A 22,318-nucleotide genomic window follows, 5' to 3' on the forward strand; every position below is an offset into this window, starting at 1 on the left:
CATTCAGCGCGCCGGCACGCCCAATTCCTTCAGCAGTTGCGGCGCCGGGTAGACCTTGTCCATCAACCAGCGCATGTAGCGCATGTCGACGTGGATCGCGCGCTTGTAGCGCGGGTCGAACATCCAGCTGGCGCTGACCGCTTCCCAGTTGCTGTCGAAGTTGAGGCCGACCAGTTCGCCCTTCGCATTCAGCACCGGCGAGCCGGAGTTGCCGCCGGTGGTGTCGAGGTTACTGAGGAAGTTCACCGGCATCACGCCGGACTTCGGATCCAGGTAGCCGGCGTAGTCGGCTTTGGCGATCGCGTCCAGCAGCGGCTTCGGCGCATCGAACGGCGCGATGCCGGTGTTCTTCTCGACGATGCCGGCGGTGCTGGTCAGCGGCTCGTAGCCCACCGCGTCGCGTGCCTTCAGCGGGGTGACCTTGCCGTAGCTCACGCGCAGGGTGGAGTTCGCATCCGGATACACCGCGCGGCCCTGCTGTTCGCGATAGGCGATCAATGCCTGCATGTAAGCCGGGCGCAGCCGCAGCAAGTCGCCCTCGCGCGCCTTGCGTTCGTCGTCGATGCGCAGCAGTGCGGGCTGCAGCTTCGCGGCCAGTTGCAGCAGGCTGTCGTCGGCCGTGGCCAGCGCCGCGGCGTCGGCGTCCATCCAGTGCAGGCGCTGCGCTTCGTCGCCCAGTTTGGTGGCGGCGTAGACGCGATCCAGCGTGGCTGTCAGCTCGGCTGGGGTGCGGCCGAGCGCAGCATCGAACTCCGCCACGTGTTGCGCGGCGGGCAATTGCTGGTAACGGGCCAGCAACGCGCCCAGCAAGCGCTTCTCGACCGCCGGATCGTAGCGGCGCTGGACCTGGCGCAGGCCGCCGGCGATCAGCTCCTCGTCGCGTTGCTGGTAGCCGTCCTCGCGCTCGGCGTCGGGCTTGGCGCGTTCGTGCGCCAACCGCTGCAGGCGCAGCGCCGAGCGCATCAGCTGGGTCTGTGACTGGATCAGGCCGAGCAGCAGGTCGCGCTCGCGCGTGGCTTTGCCATCGGCAATCAGCGTCATCGCCGCGTCAATCTGCGGGCGCAGCGCCTTCGCCGTGGCCTGCTTGTCCAGCCAGGCCAGCATCGCCGCTTCGTCCTTTTGCCGCACGGCGACCGCATCGCTGCGCTTGAGGCCTTCCAGCTCGCCGCTGAAGCGCTTGATATTGTTCTTCAGCGATTGCAGCTGCGAGGCGTAGCGGATCTTCGCCTGGGCATCTTTTTCGCCTGCATCCTCGATCACGTCCTGCAACTGCTTCATTGCCGCCACCGCCGTGGGCAGGCGCCACTGCACCTGGTCGGCGAACTCGGCGGCGCTGCGATGGCGGTAGGTGGTGCCGGGATAGCCGGCCAGCATCACGTAATCGCCGGCGTTGACGCCTTCGCGGGCGATCTGCAGATGCGCGGGCGGCGTGTAGGGCTTGTTGTTCTTCGAGTAATCCGCCGGCTTGCCGTCCGGCCCGACGTAGGCGCGCAGCACGGTGAAGTCGCCGCTGTGGCGCGGCCACATGAAGTTGTCCACCTCGTCGCCGTAGTTGCCGATCGCGCGCGGCGGCGCGTAGACCAGCCGCACATCGCGCAGCTCCAGTTGCTTCACCAGGTAGAAATCGCGGCCGTAGAACATGTTGACGACGCTGCAGCGCATGCCGGCTTCGCGCTCGCACGCGGCGACCAGCGCCTTGCCCGCCGCATCCACCGCGCCGTAGTAGGCGCGGCCGGTCTTGCCGCGGGCGTTGGCCAGCACCTGGTCGGTAACCTGGTCGAAGCCGACCGTGACGCGCAGGCGGAAGTCCGGGTTGGCCGGCAGCTCCTCGCTGCGGCTGGCCGCCACGTAGCCCTGCTCGATCAGGTTGCGCTGCGCGTTGCTGTTGTACTGGATCACCCCGAACGCGACGTGGTGGTTGGTCAGCACCAGGCCCTGGTCGCTGACGAAGGCGCCGGTGGCGCCGCCGACCTTGACCACCGCGCTGAGCGGCGGCCGGGTCAAGTCGGCCAGCGCGGCGGAATCGCCCCGGTAGCCGGCGGCCTTCAGCTGCTGGCCGATCGACGGTAACTGCGACGGCATCCACATGCCCTCGTCCGCCTGTGCCAGCGGGCTCAACGACATCGCCACCGCGGTGGACCACAGCATCCTCTTCAATCGCATCGAACCCGTCCTCGTGAGCAATCGCATAAACTTGCGACCATAGTTTGCCGAGGCGCCCCCGGCAAGGTGCCGGCCCGAAAACCGTTGCCGACGGTCGCGTTCTATAATCTCCGTTTCCCCGCCCTCCCCGCGGGCCAACCGATGGATTCCCCATGCCGCAGACGATGAAAGCCCTGGTCAAGCGCAAGCCCGAACAGGGCATCTGGATGGAAGAAGTGCCGCTGCCGCAGGTCGGCCCGAACGAGGTATTGATCAAGATCGAGAAGACCGCGATCTGCGGCACCGACCTGCACATCTACAAGTGGGACGAGTGGAGCCAGCGCACGATCAAGCCCGGCCTGACCATCGGCCACGAATTTGTCGGCCGCATCGCGGAGATCGGCCCGGGCGTGACCGGCTACAAGATCGGCGACCGCGTCTCCGCCGAAGGGCACATCGTCTGCGGCCATTGCCGCAACTGCCGCGCCGGCCGCCAGCACCTGTGCCCGAACACGATCGGCATCGGCGTGAACCGCAACGGCGCATTCGCCGAGTACATGACCATGCCGGCCTCGAACCTGTGGCCGATCCCGGACCAGATCCCGTCCGAGCTGGCCGCGTTCTTCGACCCGTACGGCAACGCCGCGCACTGCGCGCTGGAATTCGACATGATCGGCGAAGACGTGCTGATCACCGGCGCCGGCCCGATCGGCATCATCGCCGCCGGCATCGCCAAGCACGTGGGTGCGCGCAACGTGGTGGTCACCGACGTCAACGACTATCGCCTGAAGCTGGCCGCCGACATGGGAGCCACCCGCGTGGTCAACGTCACCAACCAGTCGCTCAAGGACGTGATGAAGGACCTGCACATGGAGGGCTTCGACGTGGGCCTGGAAATGAGCGGCAACCCGCGCGCGTTCAACGACATGCTCGACTGCATGTACCACGGCGGCAAGATCGCCCTGCTCGGCATCCAGCCCAAGGGCGCCGGTATCGACTGGGACCGGGTGATCTTCAAGGGCCTCACCCTGCAGGGCATCTATGGCCGGCGCATGTACGAGACCTGGTACAAGATGACCCAGATGGTGCTGACCGGCTTCCCGCTGCAGAAGGTGCTGACCCACCAGATCCATATCGACGACTTCCAGAAGGGCTTCGACCTGATGGATGCCGGCACCTGCGGCAAGGTCGTCTGTTCCTGGCATTGAGCCACGAGGCGACGTCCAGTCGTTGCACGACCCGAACCACTGACCCTGACCGCTCGCGACCTGCCTGAAGATCGCGAGCGGTGTTCCCGCGTTAAGCCCGGTCGCGGTAGATTCTGTCACCAGCCCATCCGCCATGAAGGCGGAGCGGGTCGAACCAAGCCATTCAGCATCTCCAGGGAGTCGGTATGTCCGGGTCGAGCTTGTCGCGGCTGCGCGCGTCCTTGCGTGCATCCTGGGGTTCCGCACGCACGCGTGCACAGCAGCTGAGTCACTCGTCCCGCGCCCGCCGTATCGCCGCGATCCTCGCAGCCGTGCTGCTGGTCTACGCCCTGCTCGGCTTCCTTGCCGCCCCGCCGCTGCTGCGCAACTACCTGCAGAACCATTCCGCGGAGATGCTGGGACGGCCGCTGAGTCTCGGGCAGGTGCGCTTCAATCCGTTCACGCTGGACCTGCGGGTCGGCAAGCTGCACCTGCCCGAGGCGGACGGCCGGACTCCGTTCGTCGACATCGACCAGCTCACGCTCAACGCGTCGTGGGGCTCGCTGTTCCGCCTGGCCCCGGTGCTGGACGAACTGCGGCTCGATCAGCCGCGTATCGCCATCGCGCGGGGCAAGGACCGGCGTTTCAACTTCACCGACCTGGTCGAGCGCTTCACCGCGAAGCCGTCTTCGCCGGACAGCCAGCCGGCGCGTTTCTCGCTCTCCAACATCAGCGTCCACGGCGGCGACATCCGCTTCGACGACCGCCTGCTGGGCGCGCAGCACCACATCGAGAAGCTCGAACTGGGCATCCCGTTCCTGGCCAACCTGCCCAGCTCCACCGACATTTTCGTGCAGCCGCTGCTGGCCATGACGGTGGACGGCAGCGCGTTGCGCATCGACGGCCAGACCAAGCCGTTCGCCAGCGACCGCGAATCGACCATCGGCTTCCAGCTCGACCGGCTCGACCTGCCGCGCTACCTGGGCTATGTGCCGGCGGCGATGCCGGTGGCGATTCCCAAGGGCCTGCTCAGCGGCAAGTTGTCCCTGCACTTCGTGCAGGCGCAGCCGACGCCGCAGTTGCAGCTCACCGGCAACCTGCAACTGGACGACTTCGCGCTCGACAGCAGTCGCGGCGAGGCCATCGCCAGGCTGGGACACGGCAACATCGAACTGACCGACGTGCAACCGCTGGCCTCGCGCTACCACCTCGGCGCAATGCAACTGGAACGCGCCGCGCTGTTCTACACACAGCATGCCGGCGGCCACAGCAACTTCGATACGCTCATGCCGCCTCCGGCCAAGGCCGACGACAAGGCGCCGCCGACCGACCTGCGCATCGCCGCGCTCACGCTGCAGGACAGCGCGCTCACCTACGCCGACGCCAATCAGGCCAAGCTGCAGCTGACCCGACTGCATGGCAGTCTGCTCGGCCTGGGCACGCTCGCCGGACCACCCGGCAAACTCGATCTGGCCAGCCAGCTTGCCGGCGGCAGCCTCAGCGCGCGGGGCGATGTCGACCTCGCCGCCAGCCGCTATGCCGGTGCGATCGAACTGAAACAGGTGGCTCTCGTGCCGCTGCAGGCGCTGGCCGCATCCGCCACCGCGGCACGCATCGCGAAAGGCAAGCTCGACGCCAGTGGCCAGCTGCGACTGGACTGGGGCAAGGCATTCAATGTCCACATCGAGCCGGCCCGACTCGGCATCAGCGACTTCGCGCTGGAGCCGCAGGCCAGGGGGCTGGCTGCACCGGTGGCCTGGCACAAGCTGGATGCCGGCATCACCCGCCTCGACCTGGCTACCCGCAACGCGCAACTGGACAAGGTCACGGTGAACGGCCTGCAGGTCGACGCCGTGCGTAAGCGCGACGACCGGATCAACCTGACCAGCCTGTTCGCCAGCAAGCATGCCGCACCTGCCAGCAATGACGAAGGCCCGGCCTGGCGCTGGAGCATCGCCCGCCTCAGCCTCGAACAGGGTTCGCTGCGTCTCACCGATCGCAGCATCGATGGTGCCAAACCGACATCGCTGCTCATCGAGGCGCTCAACGGCAATATCGAAGAACTCGGCGACAAGCTCGACCAGCCGCGCCGGGTCAAGCTGGAAGGCCGTATCGGCAAGGGCAGCTTCGCCACCGCCGGCACGCTGCAGCCGCTGCCCGCGGTGGCCGACCTGCAGCTGACCACCAAGCGGCTGGACATCGCCGGCTTCGTGCCCTATGCCAGCGTGCCGTTGAACGTGGACGTCACCAGCGCCCGCCTCAGCAGCGACGGCAAGCTGCATTACGACGGCCGCCACACTGAGCCCCGCTTCGACTACACGGGCAACGCCGCATTCGAGCGCGTGCGCATGCAGGACAAGCTCACCGGCGACGACTTCATGCGCTGGCGTTCGTTGAGCGGTTCGCGCATCGACCTGCGCTACGGTCATGGCACGCCGCGCGTGCATCTGGGCGGGCTGGTGCTGGATGCGTTCTACGCGCGCGTCATCGTCAACAGCAACGGACGCCTGAACCTGTCGGACGTGATCGCCAACGGCGAACAGGCGCCGGTATCGGTGACCCGCGCCGCGAACAACACACCGGCGGCGCCGCAGCCGGCGCCCAGCGCACCCACGGCGCCCGCCGCGGACATCCGTATCGGCGAGGTTACCCTGGCCAACGGCCAGCTCAACTACACCGACAACTTCATCAAGCCGAACTACACCGCCAACCTCACCAGCCTCACCGGCAGGATCGGCGCGTTCGGCACCACCGCCGGCGAACCGCCCGCCGAACTCGTGGGGCAGGCGAAACTGGACGATGCCTCGCCGGTGGACATCAGCGGCAGCATCAACCCGCTGCTGCCGGTGGCCTTCCTCGACATCAAGGGCAAGGCGACCGACGTCGAGCTGACACGGCTCAGCGCCTACTCCGGCAAGTACACCGGCTACCCCATCACCAAGGGCCGGCTGACCGCCGACGTGCACTACCTGCTGGACCAGGGCAAGCTCAACGCGGACAACCACATCTTCATCACCCAGCTGACCTTCGGCGAGCGCATGAATAGTCCCGGCGTGTCGCACCTGCCGGTGAAGCTGGCGGTGGCCCTGCTGAAGGATACCGAGGGCAATATCGACGTGAACGTGCCGGTGTCCGGCTCGCTGGACGATCCGCAGTTCAGCCTCGGCGGCATGATCATGCGCGCGTTCGGCAACCTCATCGCCAAGGCGGCCACCGCGCCGTTCCGCCTGCTTGCCTCGGCATTCGGCGGCAGCCACGAGGATCTCGGTTACGTCGAGTTTGCGCCGGGTTCGGCGGTGCTGAGTGGACCCGCCAAGGATCGCCTCGGCCAGATCGTGCAGATGCTCAGCCGCAAGCCCGCGCTCACCCTGGACATCAGCGGCCGCGTGGATCCGTCGCTGGACGAAGCCGGCTTGCGCAAGGTGACCGTGGATGACCAGATCCGCCGCGAGAAGCTGGCCAAGGAATCGGGCGACAAGATCGCCACGGACGCCTCGGCAACGACGCTGGCCGAGGTGACGGTGACGCCGGATGAACACGAGCGCTATCTCCGTCGCGCTTACCGGCACGCCGACTTCGAGAAACCGAAGAATGTCCTCGGCCTCAGCAAGTCGCTGGAGCCGGACGAGATGCGCAGCCTGCTGGAAACCCACGTGAACACGGACGCCGCCGCGATGCGCGCGCTGGCCGAGCGCCGCGCCGCCGCCGTGCAGGACTGGCTGCACGGCAAGCTGGACGACAAGCGGATCGCGATCAAGTCGCCCAGGCTCGACGCCTCGGGCATCAATGACAAGGGCAAGAGCACGCGCGCGGATTTCGGCCTGCACTGATCACCGCGCAGCACGACCGCATGCGCAGCGATCGGCTGGCGTCCTACAATGGCGCTTTGTCCAACGGCCGGAATTCCCCATGAGCTACTCAGCCAAGGCGCGCTACGCCAGCGAACTCGACGCCATCCGCGAACAAGGCCTGTTCAAGGCCGAGCGCATCATCACCTCGCCGCAGTCCGCCGAGATCGAGCTGGAAGGCGGCCGCAGGGTGCTGAACTTCTGCGCCAACAACTACCTGGGACTGGCCGACCATCCAGAGGTGATCCAGGCTGCCAAGGACGCGCTGGACACGCACGGCTTCGGCATGGCCAGCGTGCGTTTCATCTGCGGCACGCAGGACCTGCACAAGCAGCTGGAAGCGAAGATCGCCGCGTTCTTCGGCACCGAGGACACCATCCTCTACGCCGCCTGCTTCGACGCCAACGGCGGCCTGTTCGAACCGCTGCTGGGCGAGGAAGACGCGGTGATCTCCGACGCGCTCAACCACGCCTCGATCATCGACGGCATCCGCCTGTGCAAGGCCAAGCGCTTCCGCTACGCCAACAGCGACATGGCGGACCTGGAGAAGCAGCTGCAGGCGGCCGACGCGGCCGGCGCGCGCACCAAGCTGATCAGCAGCGATGGCGCGTTCTCGATGGACGGCTTCATCGCCAAGCTCGACCAGATCACCGCACTGGCAGCGAAGTACAACGCCATGGTGCACATCGACGAATGCCATTGCACCGGCTTCCTCGGCGACAGCGGCCGCGGTTCGGCCGAGGTCAACGGCGTGATGGACAAGATCGACATCTTCACCGGCACGCTGGGCAAGGCGCTCGGTGGCGCGCTGGGCGGGTTCACCACCGGCCGCAAGGAAGTGATCGAGCTACTGCGCCAACGCTCGCGCCCGTACCTGTTCTCCAACTCGCTGCCGCCGCACGTGGTCGCCGCCGCGATCAAGGTGTTCGACATGCTGGCCAGCGCCGGCGACCTGCGCGACAGGCTCAAGGAAAACACGCGCTACTTCCGCGAGCAGATGACCGCCGCCGGCTTCGACATCAAGCCGGGCGTGCACCCGATCGTGCCGGTGATGATCTACGACGCACCGAAGGCGCAGGCGATGGCCGCCGCCCTGCTGGAGGAAGGCATCTACGTCACCGGCTTCTTCTACCCCGTGGTGCCGCAGGGTCAGGCGCGCATCCGCACGCAGATGAGCGCGGCGCATACCCGCGAGCATCTCGACCGGGCGATTACCGCGTTCACCAAGGTGGGCCGGAAGCTGGGTGTGATCGGCGGCTGACGGCACTCAACCTTTGCGGGCGTCGAGCGCTTCCACTTCGTCCGCACTCAGCTGTCGCCACTGCCCTTTCGCCAGTTCGCCCAGCGCAAGCGGCCCGATGGACACCCGGATCAGCCGCAGCACGTCGAAACCCAGGGCAGCCAGCAACCGGCGGATATGCCGGTTGCGGCCTTCGTCCAGCACCACCTCAAGCCAGGCATTCTTCTCGCCCGCGCGCAACAACGTGACCCGGCGCGCTTTCAGCAAATCACCGGCATCGTCGATACCCACCAGCATCGCGGCCAGTGCTGCTGCATCCGGCTGGCCGGCCACCTGTACGTGGTAGGTCTTGTCCAGATGCATGGCCGGGTCGGTAATGCCAGCCGCCCAAGTGGTGTCGTTGCTCAACAACAGCAGGCCTTCGCTGGCCTTGTCCAGCCGACCGACCGGCCCCAGCCAAGGCAGGCCGGCGGCAGCCAGCGCAGTGTAGACCGTCGCGCGGCCATGCTCGTCGGCCGCGCTGACCACGAGGCCTCGTGGCTTGTTGAAGGCGACATAGACGCACTCGGCCGGCTTCACCGGCTGGCCATCGACGGCAACCTGCTGCCGATCGATCAAGGTCGGGTGATACGGATCACGCACCACGCGTCCGTCCAGGCTGACGCGGCCGGCGCGGATCCACTGTTCGGCCTGGCTGCGCGAGCAGGTGCCCAGTTTGGACAACACGCGGGCCAACCCATGCCGTGGCGATTGCGCGGATGTGGAGAAACGGACGGAGCGAGGAGCAGGTGGGCGAGGCATTGCACCAGCGTATAGGTCGGGACCACGGTGCGACAAGAAGATGCCGCCCTGCGCCGGCAACTGACAGGCAAAAAAAAACCCGGCCGAAGCCGGGTTTTTTCGTTACTGCGTTGTCACGGTTCGATTACTGCTGAACCTGCAGCTCCGTACGACGGTTCTGCGCGCGACCGGCATCGGTCTCGTTGTCGCCGATCGGGTTGCTTTCACCGTGACCGATCGGGCCTTCCAGACGGCTGGCATCGATGCCATGGCTGGTCAGGTAGTTGTAGACGATCGAGGCACGACGCTCGGACAGGCTCTGGTTGTACTCGTCGGTACCCTTCGAGTCGGTGTAACCGGCAACCGTCACGTGCACCTGCGGGTAACGCTGCAGGGTATCGACAGCCTGGTTCAGCACGGCGATCGAATCAGCGCTCGGCTCGGCCAGCGACTTCGAGATGTCGGTCTCGCCCTTCTTCGGGCGATCGAACTTGAAGTTCACGCCGCGCAGGTCGATCACGACCTTCTGCGGGCAGCCGTCCGGACCCACGATCGTGCCGGCAGCCGTGCCCGGGCACTTGTCGTCGCAGTCGTTGACGCTGTCGCCATCGCTGTCCATCGTCGAGCAATCAGCCGGCGGCGGGGTCGCCGCGACCGGAGCCGGAGCCGCCGCCGGAGCGCCGAAACGCGACACGATGCTGAAGCCCAGGAACCAGTCGCCATAGCCGTCCATTTCCGGCTGGGTCTTGTTGTCCCAGTCATAGCGGTAACCAGCTTCGATACGCACGTCGGAGCTGTCGGTGACCGTCTTGGAGATGCCGCCGCCCAGCTCGGCCGCCGGGGACCAGCCGCTGTCACCGCTGCTGTGATGGTTACTACCCATCACGCCAGCCAGCAGGTACGGACGCCAGGCGTTCCAATCACCCGCATAGAAACGCACCGCGGCACCGACACTGTTGTTGGCCCAGCTACCACCGGCGTCGGTATCGCGCTTGGTGCGATCGATGAACAAGTCAAGCGATGCATTCGGCGAAATGAAGCGACCCACACCCAGGCCGTAATAGAACTGGCGGCTATTGGTATTGCGGTCGGTGTCGTTGTAATAACCACCCACGGTCGGTGCGATATACCAGCGCCCGTCATAGGACGAGGTGGCCGACTCGGTGGTTGCGGGAGCAGTCGTGTCCTGCGCATGAACGGCACCTACGCCGCCCAGGGCCAGCGCAATCAGAAAATACAAGCCCTTACGTTTCATCAGGTGTCTCCTCATTTATTAGGTTTCGCGTCCGTTCAACCCCAACCGGAAGTCGCGCGTCAGAACTGAACTACGTCATTCAGAGCATTTACAGCCCCTGCTTGGCGTTTATGCGACAAGCGGCGGGGATTGTAGCAAAATCGTTAAGCAGAGAGCATTTCAACAACAATGGAGCCATTTGCTGGTGAGGCTTCGTTCAGGAAAGTTCATTAGCCCGCAGACTGCATGCATCTTTCAAATCCCATCCCGGTCTGGCATGCAGCGTTGTTTGTCAGAGAGAACGGCAAACGGTCGGCCGGGCGCAGCCTATGGCGGTCTCCGTCCAGGCTTAATCTTCCACTCACATCGTCTTTACAATGTGAAGAGCCCCAGGAAGTGATTGAGCGGCATCGCGTCCAGCTTCGCCGAATCCTTCACTGCAGCCATGATTGCCTTGACCTGATGCGCCGGCAAATGGTCGCGCATGGCCGCCTCGAACTTCTGCAGCAGCACCGGGATGCCTTCGGCGCGGCGCTTGCGATGGCCGATCGGATAATCGATCGAAACTTTCTCGCTGCTGCTGCCGTCCTTGAAGAACACCTGCACCGAATTGCCGATATAGCGCTTGGCGGGGTCGAAGTAGTCGCGCGTGAACTGCGGGTTCTCGATAACCGTCATCTTGTCGCGCAGCGCGTCGATGCGGGGATCGGCGGCCACATCGTCGTTGTAGTCGCTGGCCACCAGCCGGCCGAAGATCAGCGGCACGGCCACCATGTACTGGATGCAGTGGTCGCGGTCGGCGTAGTTCGCCAGCGGGCCGGTCTTGTCGATGATGCGGCAGCCGGCTTCCTGCGTCTCGATGACGATCTTCTCGATCTGGTCGAGCCTGTCCGCCACTTCGCCATGCAGCTGCATCGCGCACTCCACCGCGGTCTGCGCGTGGAACTCGGCCGGGTAGCTGATCTTGAACAGCACGTTCTCCATCACGTAGCTGCCGAACGGACGCTCGAACTCGAACGGCTTGCCCTTGAACGCCACGTCGTAGAAGCCCCAGGTCTTTGCCGACAGGGCCGACGGATAGCCGACCACGCCGCGATATACCGCATTGATGGCGTGGGTCACCGCGCGGCGGCAAGCATCGCCGGCGGCCCAGCTCTTGCGCGGACCGGTGTTCGGCGCGTGGCGATAGGTGCGCAGAGCGCCGTTGTCGATCCAGCTGTGCGACACGGCGGTGGTGATCTGCTCCTTGCTGCCGCCGAGCATCGCGGTGGCGACGGCGGTGGATGCCAGCCGCACCAGGATCACATGGTCCTGGCCGACCCGGTTGAAGCTGTTCAGCAGCGCATAACAACCCTGGATTTCGTGCGCCTTGATCGCATAGCCCAACACGTCGCGCACGGTCAGCGGCTGGCCACCTTCGCGTTCCGCCTTGCGGCTGAGGTAATCGCCCACCGCCAGGATGCTGCCGAGGTTGTCCGAGGGGTGGCCCCACTCGGCCGCCAGCCAGGTGTCGTTGAAGTCGAGCCAGCGGATCTGCGTACCGATCGCGAACGCGGCCTGCACCGGATCCAGTTCATGACTGGTACCCGGCACGCGCGCGCCGCCCGGCAGCGTGGCGCCCGGCACCAGCGGGCCGAGGTGCTTCACGCACTCGGGGAACTTCATCGCCAGCATCGCGGTGCCGAGGGAGTCCAGCAACATGTAGCGCGCGGTGTCGTAGGCCTCCTTCGAATCGATCTGGTAGTCGACGACGTAGTCGGCGATGTCGACCAACGGCCGGTCGGGATCGGGACGGACGGCGGAACGGATGTCGTGCGCACTCATGACGGAATCTCGCGGCAGGGAAAACCGCCATTTTAGCCGACTGCGACGGCAAGGATGCCCTGTGCGTCGCTTGACCGCGACCATGCCGCCCGCCGACAATCGCCGCTCACCCAAAAGGGAGTAGTTCCCGCGGCAGGCTCATCTGCCCCGGTGCGGTGATCGTCAACACGAGCGAGGCTTCGCTCCGGTCATCCGGCAGTTATCTTGCGAACGAGACTTTTGCGGTGGTCACGGGCCGCGCGCGCCCGTGCCCGCTGCATTCTCAGACGCGCATGGAAACCTGCATGGAATTCGGTCCCGACTTTCTCTCCGGCCTGCTGGCCATCATCCTGCTCGACCTCGTGCTGGCTGGCGACAACGCCATCGTCATCGCCATGGCCGCCAGCCGCCTGCCCAAGGAACTGCAGAAGAAGGCGGTGTTCTGGGGCACGTTCGGTGCCGTCGCGGTTCGCTTCGCGCTCACTGCCGTCGTCGTCTACCTGCTCAAGCTGCCGGGATTGATGCTGGCCGGCGGCGTGCTGCTGCTGCCGATCGCCTGGAAGCTGCTGAACCACGGCGACGACGAAGGGCCCAATATCAAGGCCGGCAATACGTTCTGGAGCGCGCTGCGCACGATCATCGCCGCCGACGCACTGATGGGCCTGGACAACGTGCTGGCCATCGCCGGCGCATCGAAGGGACATCTGCTTCTGGTCATCCTGGGCCTGCTCATCAGCGTGCCGCTGGTGGTCTGGGGCTCGACCCTGATCCTGAAGCTGATCGATCGCTTTCCCATCATCATGTACATCGGCGCCGCTGCGATTGCGATCACGGCCGGGCGCATGATCGCCCACGACCATCTGGTCAGCGGCTGGTTCGACGCGCACAGCTGGGCGAAGTACGGCCTGGACGCACTGGCAGTGATCGCCATCTGCGGCGGCGGCTGGCTGCTGCAGCGGCGACGGCAGCGCCTGAAGCTGTCCGCTGACTGAGACCAAGACGCACGACGAGGCGGGGTCCGGCCATGCTCGTCGAAAGTCTCCGGCACGCTAGTACATCATCGGCACCCTGACCGTCACGGTGGCGTCGGGCGTGTCGCGGGTCACCCCGACACCGAGCGCGAAATTCATGCTGCGCTTGTCGCTGAAGCGGTAGGAGCCGCCGATCAGCAAGGTACCCAGCACGCTCTTGGCCGACCCGGGCACGGTCTTGCCGTTCTGCTTGGTGATGCCGATGAAGCTCTGGTCGTAGCCAATGCTGATCGACGCCTTGTCGTTCAGCGCCAGGCCCATGCCGATGCTGACATCGGCAATGTCGCCCACCCGCACCGTGCCCAGCGGTTCCTTGCCGCCGAGCAGCACAGTGCGGCTGACGTTGTGGCGCGGGAAGTTGTGCAGGTAACTGAGGTTGCCGAAGAACACCACCGGGTCGGACGGGTACAACCAGGTAACGCCAGGCTGCAGCGAATAGAAACCCGAACCGGTCGGCAACTGCAGTGGCAGCCCGGTGCCGGTTGCGTTCTGCACGCAGCGGTTGACGCAATCGGTGGTGACTTCGAACGGATCCCTGCCGGTGCGCGACTTGAAGCGCAGCCAGCCCACGTAGTAAGGCCGGTCCGCGCCGCCGTCGTTGAGCTGGTAACGGGCGGTGGCCTCGATGTCGCCGATGCCGTGGCCGCTGGAGGTGAACACCTTGTCGGTGGCGCTGCCGGTGAAGATCTCGCGGCTGATCGTGTCGGTGTGGCCGTAGACATACGGTATCCGCAGTTCCATCTCCAGCCGGTTGCTGAGTCCGTAGCGCAACGCGACCGCGCCGGTTTGCGTGGTCGTCTTGACCTGGCGCGCGTCGATCAGGCCGATCAGGATCGCCGGGATCACCGTGTAGCCGATCAGGGCGACCCGATCCGCCGACGAGTAACCGAATTGATAGGAAGGCTCCACCACCAGCTTGCCGCGCGGGGTCAGCACGCCCGGCTGGTTGAAGATCGGCGCCACGGCCGGCGGCCGCTCGTCGCGCTCCGGCGCCTGCCCAACCGTGCGGTCCGGCGTCTGCTCCGCGGGCACGGCATCGGCGGGCATGTCGCCCGCCGGCATCGGCAGCGCGCTGGCGCCCGGACCGCCCGCACGGATGTTGCCGGCCCGCTGCTGCTCGAGCGTGTCGAGTCCGACCGCTCGCCGCAGTGTGCGGTAATCCGCCTGCTGCGACGCAAGCTCGCGCTTCATGGCCTCGATCTGTGCATTCTGGGCAGCGAGCTGGTCGCGCATCGCGGCGATGCGCGCGTCCTGCTCGCGCATGCTCTGGCGGATCACCGCCGACAGTTCGGCCGAACTCGCCGGTGGCGGCGCTTCGGGCGGCGCATCCTGCGCACTGGCCACGCCGCCGAGCAGCAGCAATCCCGCGCAACCGGTCGAGCATCTGCTTCGCCATGATTTGCGGAACATCGCGTTTCCTCGCTGATCGGATGGCGTCCGAGGGTGGTGCAGGCCTGTTTGCGTCATGCCCGGGTCAGTGCCCGAGCGATCCGATCAGGCCGGCCTGCAGGCTTTGCTGCAGGTTCAGGCTGCGGAAGGCGACTTGGCTGTTCACCGCGGCATTGATCGTGGTCAGGCTGCGGATGTCCTGGTTGTCGAGGCTGTTCTGGATCACCGTCGCAGCCGCCACCTGGTTGAACGCAGACGTATCGACGCTGTTGCCCGCGCCGTTCTGGATCACGTTGACCGTGCCCGTGGCGGCAGCCAGGGCCGTGGCTTGGTCGGGCGTCATCCGGCCGATGTCCGGCACCTGCACGCTGCTGCTGGTGACCAGGTTGCCGTTGATGTAGACCGCGCGCTCGATGCCGAAGGACGCCAGCAACCCGTGGCCGAAATCGAACCCGCCGCGGACCGCGTCGAGGCGATGCTCGCTCACGGCAGCCGGCCAGTGCGTCGGCGCCATCGGCGGCTCCTGCGCCTGCGCAACGCCGACCATCAGCGCCAGGCCGGCCAGCGCGCGGAAGCAGGAAAACTTGATCCGGGCAGGATTCATGACGGCACTCAGATGTCCCCCGGACCACGCTTGGGCAGCGTGATATTGCCCAGCCCGGTACGGTCGATGACGGAATGGATGGGGGCCATTGGCGCGGCGCGCCAGTCGTCGCGGCTGTTGAATATCGCCAGGGCACGCCGGTTGTGGACCACGAACACCAGGCGGTTCTTCCACGCCGCCTCGAACTGCGCGCGCGGAATCGAACGCGTGCCGCGGGCGGGATCGCCCAGCAGGACGCGGCCCGCGCGCAGGCCCTTGATCACCACGAAATGGTGGTAGCCCCTTTCGTCGATCAGCACGATCGCAGGCAGCCCTTCTTCCTGCAGCTTGTCCAGCGGCACCTGGAAACCATCGGCTTCGAAACCGTTGGCCTGCAGGAAACGCTTGATGTCGAGCAGCGAAAAACCTTCCCGGTTGATCTTTGGCTGGTTGCCGTGCGCATACATCTGCGCAAACGCCTGCTGCTCGTCCACCGGGTAGCCGTACTGGTAGGTGAGCAGGGTTGCCACGGCTGCCGAGCCGCAGCTGAAATCGTATTTCTGGCGGATCGTGTTGCGGTAACGGATTTCCTTCAGGCTGGTCAGGTGCAGGCCATAACTGCCACCCTGCACGCCGGGCAGCGCGACCGACGAGGCCGCCAGCGGCGCCGAAGCCAGCAGCAGCCCGACGACGAACGCCGGGGCCAGCCAGTACACATCGCGCAAGCAGCCGGTCATGGCTGGAACTGCACGTTGAGGATGGTGGCGTTCTGGATCAATACGCCGTTGCCGGTGTTCTGGATCACCATCGGCACGCCGGCGGCGCCGTTGAAAGCGCCGTTGCCGATCGCGTTCGATCCGGTCACCACATGGTCGACAGTGTTGTTCGCCACCGTGCCGTTCAAGATGATGGTTTCGCTGACCTCGTTGCCGCCACTGGACATCGCCAGAGTCCTGCTGTCCGCGCTGCGGCCCCATCCATCGAGCCAGGCAGGCTGGGCGGAAGGCGCCGCCGCGGTGGTTACCGGAACCCGGGTGCCCGGCTGTGTCGCCGCCGCACTCCACGTCAACGCGCCAAGTAGCAACATCGTGGCCCACGACATGGGATTGACTGTTCGCATGGTGCTTCTCCTGTCTCCATGACGGCCGCGTACGACGGGGCATCCGCGAACGCCGACCGCATTGGCACCCGAAACGCTCTGCTCGGGAAGCACGGTGGAGCGCCAGGCGCCCCACCGCGCAAGGCTTCGGTCATGGACCAATGTTGAGGTTGGCCTGGACGTTCACGCTCTGCTGGACCAGCGAACCGACGCCGCTGTTCTGCGCCATGACCGTGACGCCTGCCGCCGCCGCGGCTGCGCCGTCCATGTGGTTGGACATGTCGAATGTGCCGGCATCCACCATATTCGAACCGCCCGCACCACCGGTTCCACCGGCACCGGCGAGGCCTTCACCACCGGTCGCGGACGCACCGCTTCCGCCGGCTCCGCCCATGCCACCGGTGCTGTCCGCCGCACCGCTGCTGCCACCGGTCGAGGTCGCCGCGCCGCTGCTTGCGGTCGCCGCACCACCGGTGCCCGCTCCGCCGGCCCAGGTGCCATTGCCGCCAGTCGCCGTTCCTCCGGTACTGGACGCCCCGCGCGAGCGGGCCCGTGCATTGGCGTAGTTGTCGCCATTCGAGTCGCCGCCTTCCGCGCCACTGAGTGCGCCGACATAGCCGCTGTCGGCACCCGAGCCGCCGGCATAACCGCTGCGCGAGCGGGCGTTCCCGCCATCACCGCCCGAGCCACCGCGGCCGCCAGAGGCCCAGCCGCCAGAGCCGTCGCCGCCAGAGCCACCCCTGCCGCCATTGGCGTTGCCGGTATTCCGCGCGACGTTGCCGATGTCATGCGCGCGGATGTCGGTCACCACACCGTCGAGGCGACTGATCGCGATCGCCTTGTTGGTGTTGAACGAGGACGCTATCGACGAACTCGCCGTGCCGCCGTTGTTGGCGGCTGAGCTGCCCTGTCCATTGGCGTAGGAATCACCGTTGTTGTTGCGCTGACGCGAATGGGTGGAACTGTCGGTCGAACTGTCGTTGGTCTGGGTGGCTGTGGAGTTCCGTTGCGCAGTCGCTCCGGCCCCGCCGGTCTGGGTGTCGTCGGCCAGAGCGGGAAGCGTGAATCCCAAGCCAATGCATATCGCTGTCATTAAAAGAGTCTTTCGCATGTTTGTTCTCCCGAACGATGCGGTGACCCCCTGTTTTTGCTCGCTTTGCAGCAAACACCTCAAGGCAATTTTTGAGCCAGCGGGTGAATTTCATCCGAACTGGCATGATTCCACGGAAAATCAGTCCACTGGCCGACAAACCTGCCAGTGAACTGCAACTTGGTTCATACCATGACACGGCAACCCGATTCGCCCCTGCAACAGCCGTTGCCGCCGTCGGACCGGTAAACCGCACTGCAGCACGGTTAGCTACATGAACGGATGGGAAACAAGGTGCTTACACCTGTAACAGGAGTGATACAGCGGGAAGCCCTTCGCGCACCGGGGTCGAAACGGACCGTTCCACGAGTCAGTTTCGGTTCAAGCAATCTTCACCTCGCTGACACGAAAAGGGAGCCTCGCGGCTCCCTTCCGTATCGGAAAAAACGTCTGCCTAGCGCTTGTCGATCGGCACGTAGGCCTGATCTTCCGGGCCGGTGTAGTTCGCGCTGGGGCGAATGATCTTGCCGTCCTCGCGCTGCTCGATCACGTGCGCGCTCCAGCCGGAGGTGCGCGCAATCACGAACAGCGGCGTGAACATTGCGGTGGGCACACCCATCATGTGGTACGCGCTGGCCGAGTACCAGTCGAGATTCGGGAACATCTTCTTGACCTCGCCCATCACCTTCTCGATCCGTTCGGACACGTCGAACAGGGTCGGGTTGCCGCCGTCGGTGCACAGCTTGCGCGAGATTTCCTTGATGATCTCGTTACGCGGGTCGGACACGGTGTAAACCGGGTGGCCGAAGCCGATGATGATTTCCTTGCGCTCGACCCGGGCACGGATGTCGGCTTCCGCGTCGTTCGCGCTGCGGTAGCGCGCGATGATCTCCATCGCCACCTCGTTCGCGCCGCCGTGCTTCGGGCCGCGCAGCGCGCCGATGGCGCCGGTGATCGCCGAGTAGATGTCCGAACCGGTGCCGGCGATGACGCGGGCGGCGAAGGTCGAGGCATTGAACTCGTGCTCGGCGTACAGCACCAGCGACTTGTCCAGCGCCTGCGCGTGCAGGTCGCTCGGCTTTTTGCCATGCAGCAGGTGCAGGAAGTGCGCGGCGATCGAGTCGTCGTCGGTCTGCGTCTCGATGCGCTTGCCGTTGTGGCTGAAGTGGTACCAGTACAGCAGCATCGAGCCGAAGCTGGCCATCAGGCGGTCGGCGATGTCGCGCGCGCCGGTGACGTTGTGGTCGTCCTTCTCCGGCAGCACGGTGCCCAGCACCGAGCAGCCGGTACGCAGCACGTCCATGGGATGGGTGGCGGCCGGCAGCAGCTCCATCGCGGCCTTGACCGGCGCCGGAAGGCCGCGCAGGCGCTTCAGCCGCGCACGGTAGTTGTTCAGCTCGGTCCAGTTCGGCAGCACGCCATGCACCAGCAGGTAGGCCACCTCCTCGAAACAGCCCTTGGCGGCCAGGTCGTGGATGTCGTAACCGCGGTAATGCAGGTCGTTGCCGCTGCGGCCGACCGTGCACAGCGCGGTATTGCCCGCGGCCACGCCGGACAGGGCGACGGATTTCTTGGCCTTGGGAAGGACTTGCTCGCTCATCGGAAATCTCCAGGGTGCAGGTTTTTCTTTCTTGGTAGGAGCCCGCAAGCGGGCTCCTTCACGATGACAAGGCGGGTGGTCAGCTTTGCTTCGAGAACAGCATGTCGAGCTTGTCCTCGTAGGCGTGGTAGCCGAGGAAGTCGTACAACTCCTCGCGCGTCTGCAAGGTGTCGATGATGTTCTTCTGCGTGCCTTCGCGGCGCACGGTCTCGTAGAAATGGAGCGCGGCCTTGTTCATCGCGCGATAGGCGCCGCAGCAGTACAGCGCGATGTCCACGCCGGCTTCGCGCAATTCGTCGGTGGTGAAGAACGGGGTGGAGCCGAATTCGGTAAGGTTGGCCAGGACCGGCACCTTCACCGCGGCCTTGAACTTGCGGTAATCGTCCAGCGTCTTCATCGCCTCGGGGAAGATCATGTCGGCGCCTGCCTCGACATAGGCGCAGGCGCGCTCGATCGCCGAGTCGACCCCCTCGACGGCAGCCGCGTCGGTGCGCGCCATGATCACGAAGCCCGGATCGGTGCGTGCATCCACCGCCGTCTTGACCCGATCGACCATCTCCTCCTTCGGCACCACTTCCTTGCCCGGACGATGGCCGCAGCGCTTCTGGCCGACCTGGTCCTCCATGTGCACCGCAGCCACGCCGACGCCGATGAAGGAGCGGATCGTGCGTGCGATGTTGAATGCCCCGCCCCAGCCGGTGTCGATGTCGACCAGCAGCGGCAGTCCGGTGGCGTCCACGATGCGGCGCGCGTCGGTGAGCACGTCTTCCATCGTGCTGATGCCCAGGTCCGGCACGCCCAGCGAATTGGCGGCGACACCGCCGCCGGACAGGTACAGCGCCTTGTAGCCGACGCGTTTGGCCATCAGGCCGGCGTAGGCGGTGATTGCGCCCATGATCTGCAACGGCTGTTCGGCGGCAAGTTCCGCGCGGAAACGTGCGCCCGGGGATGCTGGCTGTGTCATGTCGACTCCGTCAAAGCGCCTATTTTAGCCTACGGCGGCTTGTTGCCGGGATTGGACCTTTCGGCACCTCCGCCGCGGTCGCAAAAGCACGGTCCGGCCGGGCCCGCCGCAGCTCGAAAATTCCTGCGTGACGAATCCGCCGTGGCCCCGTACATTCAACCGAATGAGCACATCGACTCCTCTCGCAAAACGCATCCTCTGGGGCCTCGTGATCGGCGTGGTCGCTGCCGTGGCCACGCTGGGCATCGGCCAGTGGCATCCGCCCACGCTGGCGCTGATGCAAAAGATCTCCGCCGCGGTGTTCGATCCGTTCGGGCAGATCTTCCTGCGCATGCTGTTCTTCGTGGTGATCCCGCTGGTGTTCACTTCGCTGGCCTCCGGCGTGGCCCAGCTCGGCCGACTGGATCGACTCGGTCCGTTGGCCGGGCGGACCTTCCTGCTGTTCTTCCTCAACATGGGCATCGCCGTGGCGATCGGCCTGGTGATGATGAACACGGTGCAGCCGGGTCACCACCTGGACGAACAGGCGCGCACGCAGCTGATGCAGGAATACGGCAGCAGCGCGCAGCAGTCGATCGACAAGAAGGCGGCCCAGCCCAGCATGAGCTTCGGCACGCTGGTGGAGATGTTCATGCCGCGCAACCTGGTCGGCGCCGTGGCCGGCCCTAGCCGCGACACGCTGGGCGACGTGCTGCCGTTGATCCTGTTCGCGATCCTGGTCGGTGCCGCCGCCACCCAGTTGCGCGAGAAGGAGCGCAAGCGGGTGCAAATGGCGCTGGACACGATCACCGACCTGATGACGAAGATCGTCGGCTTCGCGCTGGAACTGGCTCCCTATGCGGTACCGGCGATGATCTACAGCGTGATCGTCAAGGTCGGCGTGGATGTGCTGCTGGCGTTGTCGGTGTTCGTGGTCGGCTGCGCCGTGGCGTTGGCGCTGCACCTGTTCGGCACCATGTCGTTGTGGCTGCGCTTTCTCGCCGGGCGCTCGCCGCTGGCCTATTTCCGGCAGATCCGGCCGCTGCTGATCACCGCGTTCTCGACCAGTTCCAGCAACGCCTGCCTGCCCGCCTCGCTGGCGGTGGCGCATGACGAATTGAAGCTCGCTCCCAGCACGGCCGGCTTCGTGCTGCCGCTGGGCGCGACCATGAACATGAGCGGCACCGCCCTGTTCGAAGGCTGCGTGGTGCTGTTCGTGGCGCAGGCGTTCGGCGTGGAACTCACCCTGAGCCACCAGGCCATCCTGATGCTGTTGTCGGTGCTCAGCGCGGTCGCAGTCGCCGGCATACCGGGTGGCTCGCTGCCGATGATTGCCGGCCTGCTGGCGACGTTCGGCATTCCGCCGGAAGGCATCGGCATCATCATCGGCGTCGACCGCATCCTCGACATGATGCGCACCACGGTGAACGTGGGCAGCGACATCATCACCGCCACGGTGGTCGACTACCAGTTGCGCGACCGCCTCGCGGCTCCGTAGCTCCCCGCACCGACGCGGCCGATCGGCGGGGGCTTGAAGCTGCCCCGCCCGACCTCACATGTTGGACTATCACATGATAGTTGCAGCCAATCGAACCGATGCCAACAATCAATTAGATTAATCGTGTCGGGGGCCGTAACATCTGTTTCATTCTTCAACCACCACGGGAAGCAAGCAAAGATGTCCCTGATCAATACCGAAGTGAAACCGTTCAAGGCCCAGGCCCTCAAGGCCGGCCAGTTCATCGAAGTCACCGACGCCGACCTGAAGGGCAAGTGGTCCGTCGTGTTCTTCTACCCCGCCGACTTCACCTTCGTCTGCCCGACGGAGCTGGAGGACCTGGCCGACAATTACGCCGAATTCCAGAAGCTGGGCGTCGAGATCTACTCAGTCTCCACCGATACCCATTTCGCGCACAAGGCCTGGCACGACACCTCCGATGCGGTGAAGAAGATCAACTACACCATGGTCGGCGATCCGACCCATCAGATCTCGAAGAATTTCGAGGTGCTGATTGAAGACGCCGGCATCGCCGATCGCGGCACCTTCGTGATCGATCCGGCGGGCAAGATCCAGATCGTCGAGATCACGGCCGGCGGCATCGGCCGCGATGCCAAGGAACTGTTGCGCAAGGTGAAGGCAGCGCAGTACGTCGCCGCCCATCCGGGCGAAGTCTGCCCGGCCAAGTGGAAGGAAGGCGAGAAGACTCTGGCGCCGTCGCTGGACCTGGTCGGCAAGATCTGATTCATCCCCGCGCGAAAGCGCCACGGACCCGGAGTTCTTCCGGGTCCGCTCTACCGAAATATCGTACAAAGCGACGCCCGGCTCCGCCCGGGTGCTCGCCACGCACA

17 protein-coding genes are annotated in these 22,318 nt (G+C 65.6%); 6 read left to right on the plus strand and 11 right to left on the minus strand.

The genetic code is table 11. The features are described 5' to 3' along the window. Positions 1-3 precede the first annotated feature (3 nt). Positions 4-2,163, minus strand: a complete 2,160-nt coding sequence (locus tag ABIE04_RS01160) for a S46 family peptidase (protein WP_354546760.1) — start codon at positions 2,161-2,163, stop codon at positions 4-6. 152 nt (positions 2,164-2,315) lie between these two features. On the opposite strand from ABIE04_RS01160, the gene tdh reads away from it, so the two are divergent. The 3 genes from tdh (at position 2,316) to kbl (ending at position 8,438) form a co-directional block, all read left to right on the plus strand. Further along, a complete protein-coding gene (gene tdh, locus ABIE04_RS01165) occupies positions 2,316-3,350 on the plus strand; it encodes an L-threonine 3-dehydrogenase (RefSeq protein ID WP_200935589.1) in 1,035 nt (344 codons plus the stop codon). A gap of 185 nt (positions 3,351-3,535) precedes the next feature. Beyond that, entirely contained in the window at positions 3,536-7,159 is a 3,624-nt protein-coding gene (locus ABIE04_RS01170) for a DUF748 domain-containing protein (RefSeq protein WP_354546761.1), read from the plus strand. A gap of 79 nt (positions 7,160-7,238) precedes the next feature. Beyond that, positions 7,239-8,438 (plus strand): glycine C-acetyltransferase, encoded by a 1,200-nt coding sequence (gene kbl / locus ABIE04_RS01175; RefSeq protein ID WP_354546762.1) that lies wholly within the window; start codon positions 7,239-7,241, stop codon positions 8,436-8,438. Positions 8,439-8,444: 6 nt separating this feature from the next. Here the strand turns inward: kbl and ABIE04_RS01180 are convergent, their stop codons facing one another. From ABIE04_RS01180 to ABIE04_RS01190, 3 genes are all read right to left on the minus strand, one after another. Continuing rightward, positions 8,445-9,218: a pseudouridine synthase gene (locus ABIE04_RS01180; RefSeq protein WP_354546763.1), complete on the minus strand. Its 774-nt coding sequence runs from the start codon at positions 9,216-9,218 to the stop codon at positions 8,445-8,447. Between the two features lie 124 nt (positions 9,219-9,342). After that, positions 9,343-10,452, minus strand: coding sequence for an OmpA family protein (locus ABIE04_RS01185; RefSeq protein ID WP_354546764.1), 1,110 nt, complete (start codon positions 10,450-10,452; stop codon positions 9,343-9,345). A gap of 351 nt (positions 10,453-10,803) precedes the next feature. Continuing rightward, a complete protein-coding gene (locus ABIE04_RS01190; RefSeq protein WP_354546765.1) occupies positions 10,804-12,255 on the minus strand; it encodes a bifunctional 2-methylcitrate dehydratase/aconitate hydratase in 1,452 nt (483 codons plus the stop codon). Positions 12,256-12,539: 284 nt separating this feature from the next. On the opposite strand from ABIE04_RS01190, the gene ABIE04_RS01195 reads away from it, so the two are divergent. Then, the gene (locus ABIE04_RS01195; RefSeq protein ID WP_354546766.1) at positions 12,540-13,226 is read left to right on the plus strand and encodes a TerC family protein; all 687 of its coding nucleotides are present in this window, start codon (positions 12,540-12,542) and stop codon (positions 13,224-13,226) included. Between the two features lie 57 nt (positions 13,227-13,283). Here ABIE04_RS01195 and ABIE04_RS01200 read toward each other — a convergent pair whose 3' ends face one another. The 7 genes from ABIE04_RS01200 to prpB all read right to left on the minus strand — a co-directional run bounded on the left by ABIE04_RS01200 (position 13,284) and on the right by prpB (position 19,990). Next, positions 13,284-14,675 (minus strand): autotransporter outer membrane beta-barrel domain-containing protein, encoded by a 1,392-nt coding sequence (locus ABIE04_RS01200; RefSeq protein ID WP_354546767.1) that lies wholly within the window; start codon positions 14,673-14,675, stop codon positions 13,284-13,286. A 64-nt stretch (positions 14,676-14,739) separates the two neighbouring features. Beyond that, positions 14,740-15,258: a hypothetical protein gene (locus tag ABIE04_RS01205; protein ID WP_354546768.1), complete on the minus strand. Its 519-nt coding sequence runs from the start codon at positions 15,256-15,258 to the stop codon at positions 14,740-14,742. Between the two features lie 8 nt (positions 15,259-15,266). After that, a complete protein-coding gene (locus ABIE04_RS01210) occupies positions 15,267-15,974 on the minus strand; it encodes a C39 family peptidase (RefSeq protein ID WP_354546769.1) in 708 nt (235 codons plus the stop codon). Next, positions 15,971-16,357, minus strand: coding sequence for a hypothetical protein (locus tag ABIE04_RS01215; RefSeq protein WP_354546770.1), 387 nt, complete (start codon positions 16,355-16,357; stop codon positions 15,971-15,973). The genes ABIE04_RS01210 and ABIE04_RS01215 overlap by 4 nt, the downstream gene beginning before the upstream one ends. A 130-nt stretch (positions 16,358-16,487) precedes the next feature. Next, positions 16,488-17,447 (minus strand): hypothetical protein, encoded by a 960-nt coding sequence (locus ABIE04_RS01220; RefSeq protein WP_354546771.1) that lies wholly within the window; start codon positions 17,445-17,447, stop codon positions 16,488-16,490. A gap of 433 nt (positions 17,448-17,880) precedes the next feature. Then, positions 17,881-19,026: a bifunctional 2-methylcitrate synthase/citrate synthase gene (gene prpC / locus ABIE04_RS01225; protein WP_354546772.1), complete on the minus strand. Its 1,146-nt coding sequence runs from the start codon at positions 19,024-19,026 to the stop codon at positions 17,881-17,883. Positions 19,027-19,105: 79 nt separating this feature from the next. Next, the gene (gene prpB / locus ABIE04_RS01230; RefSeq protein WP_354546773.1) at positions 19,106-19,990 is read right to left on the minus strand and encodes a methylisocitrate lyase; all 885 of its coding nucleotides are present in this window, start codon (positions 19,988-19,990) and stop codon (positions 19,106-19,108) included. A gap of 163 nt (positions 19,991-20,153) precedes the next feature. On the opposite strand from prpB, the gene ABIE04_RS01235 reads away from it, so the two are divergent. Together ABIE04_RS01235 and ahpC are read left to right on the plus strand one after the other, a co-directional pair. After that, on the plus strand, positions 20,154-21,467 hold the full coding sequence (locus ABIE04_RS01235; protein WP_354546774.1) for a dicarboxylate/amino acid:cation symporter: 1,314 nt from the start codon (positions 20,154-20,156) through the stop codon (positions 21,465-21,467). Positions 21,468-21,647: 180 nt separating this feature from the next. Further along, positions 21,648-22,211 carry an alkyl hydroperoxide reductase subunit C gene (gene ahpC / locus ABIE04_RS01240; protein WP_354546775.1) on the plus strand — a complete coding sequence of 188 codons (564 nt, stop codon included), beginning with the start codon at positions 21,648-21,650 and terminating at the stop codon, positions 22,209-22,211. Positions 22,212-22,318 lie beyond the last annotated feature (107 nt).

Source organism: Rhodanobacter soli, from assembly GCF_040548735.1.
Classification (GTDB): Bacteria; Pseudomonadota; Gammaproteobacteria; order Xanthomonadales; family Rhodanobacteraceae; genus Rhodanobacter; species Rhodanobacter soli_A.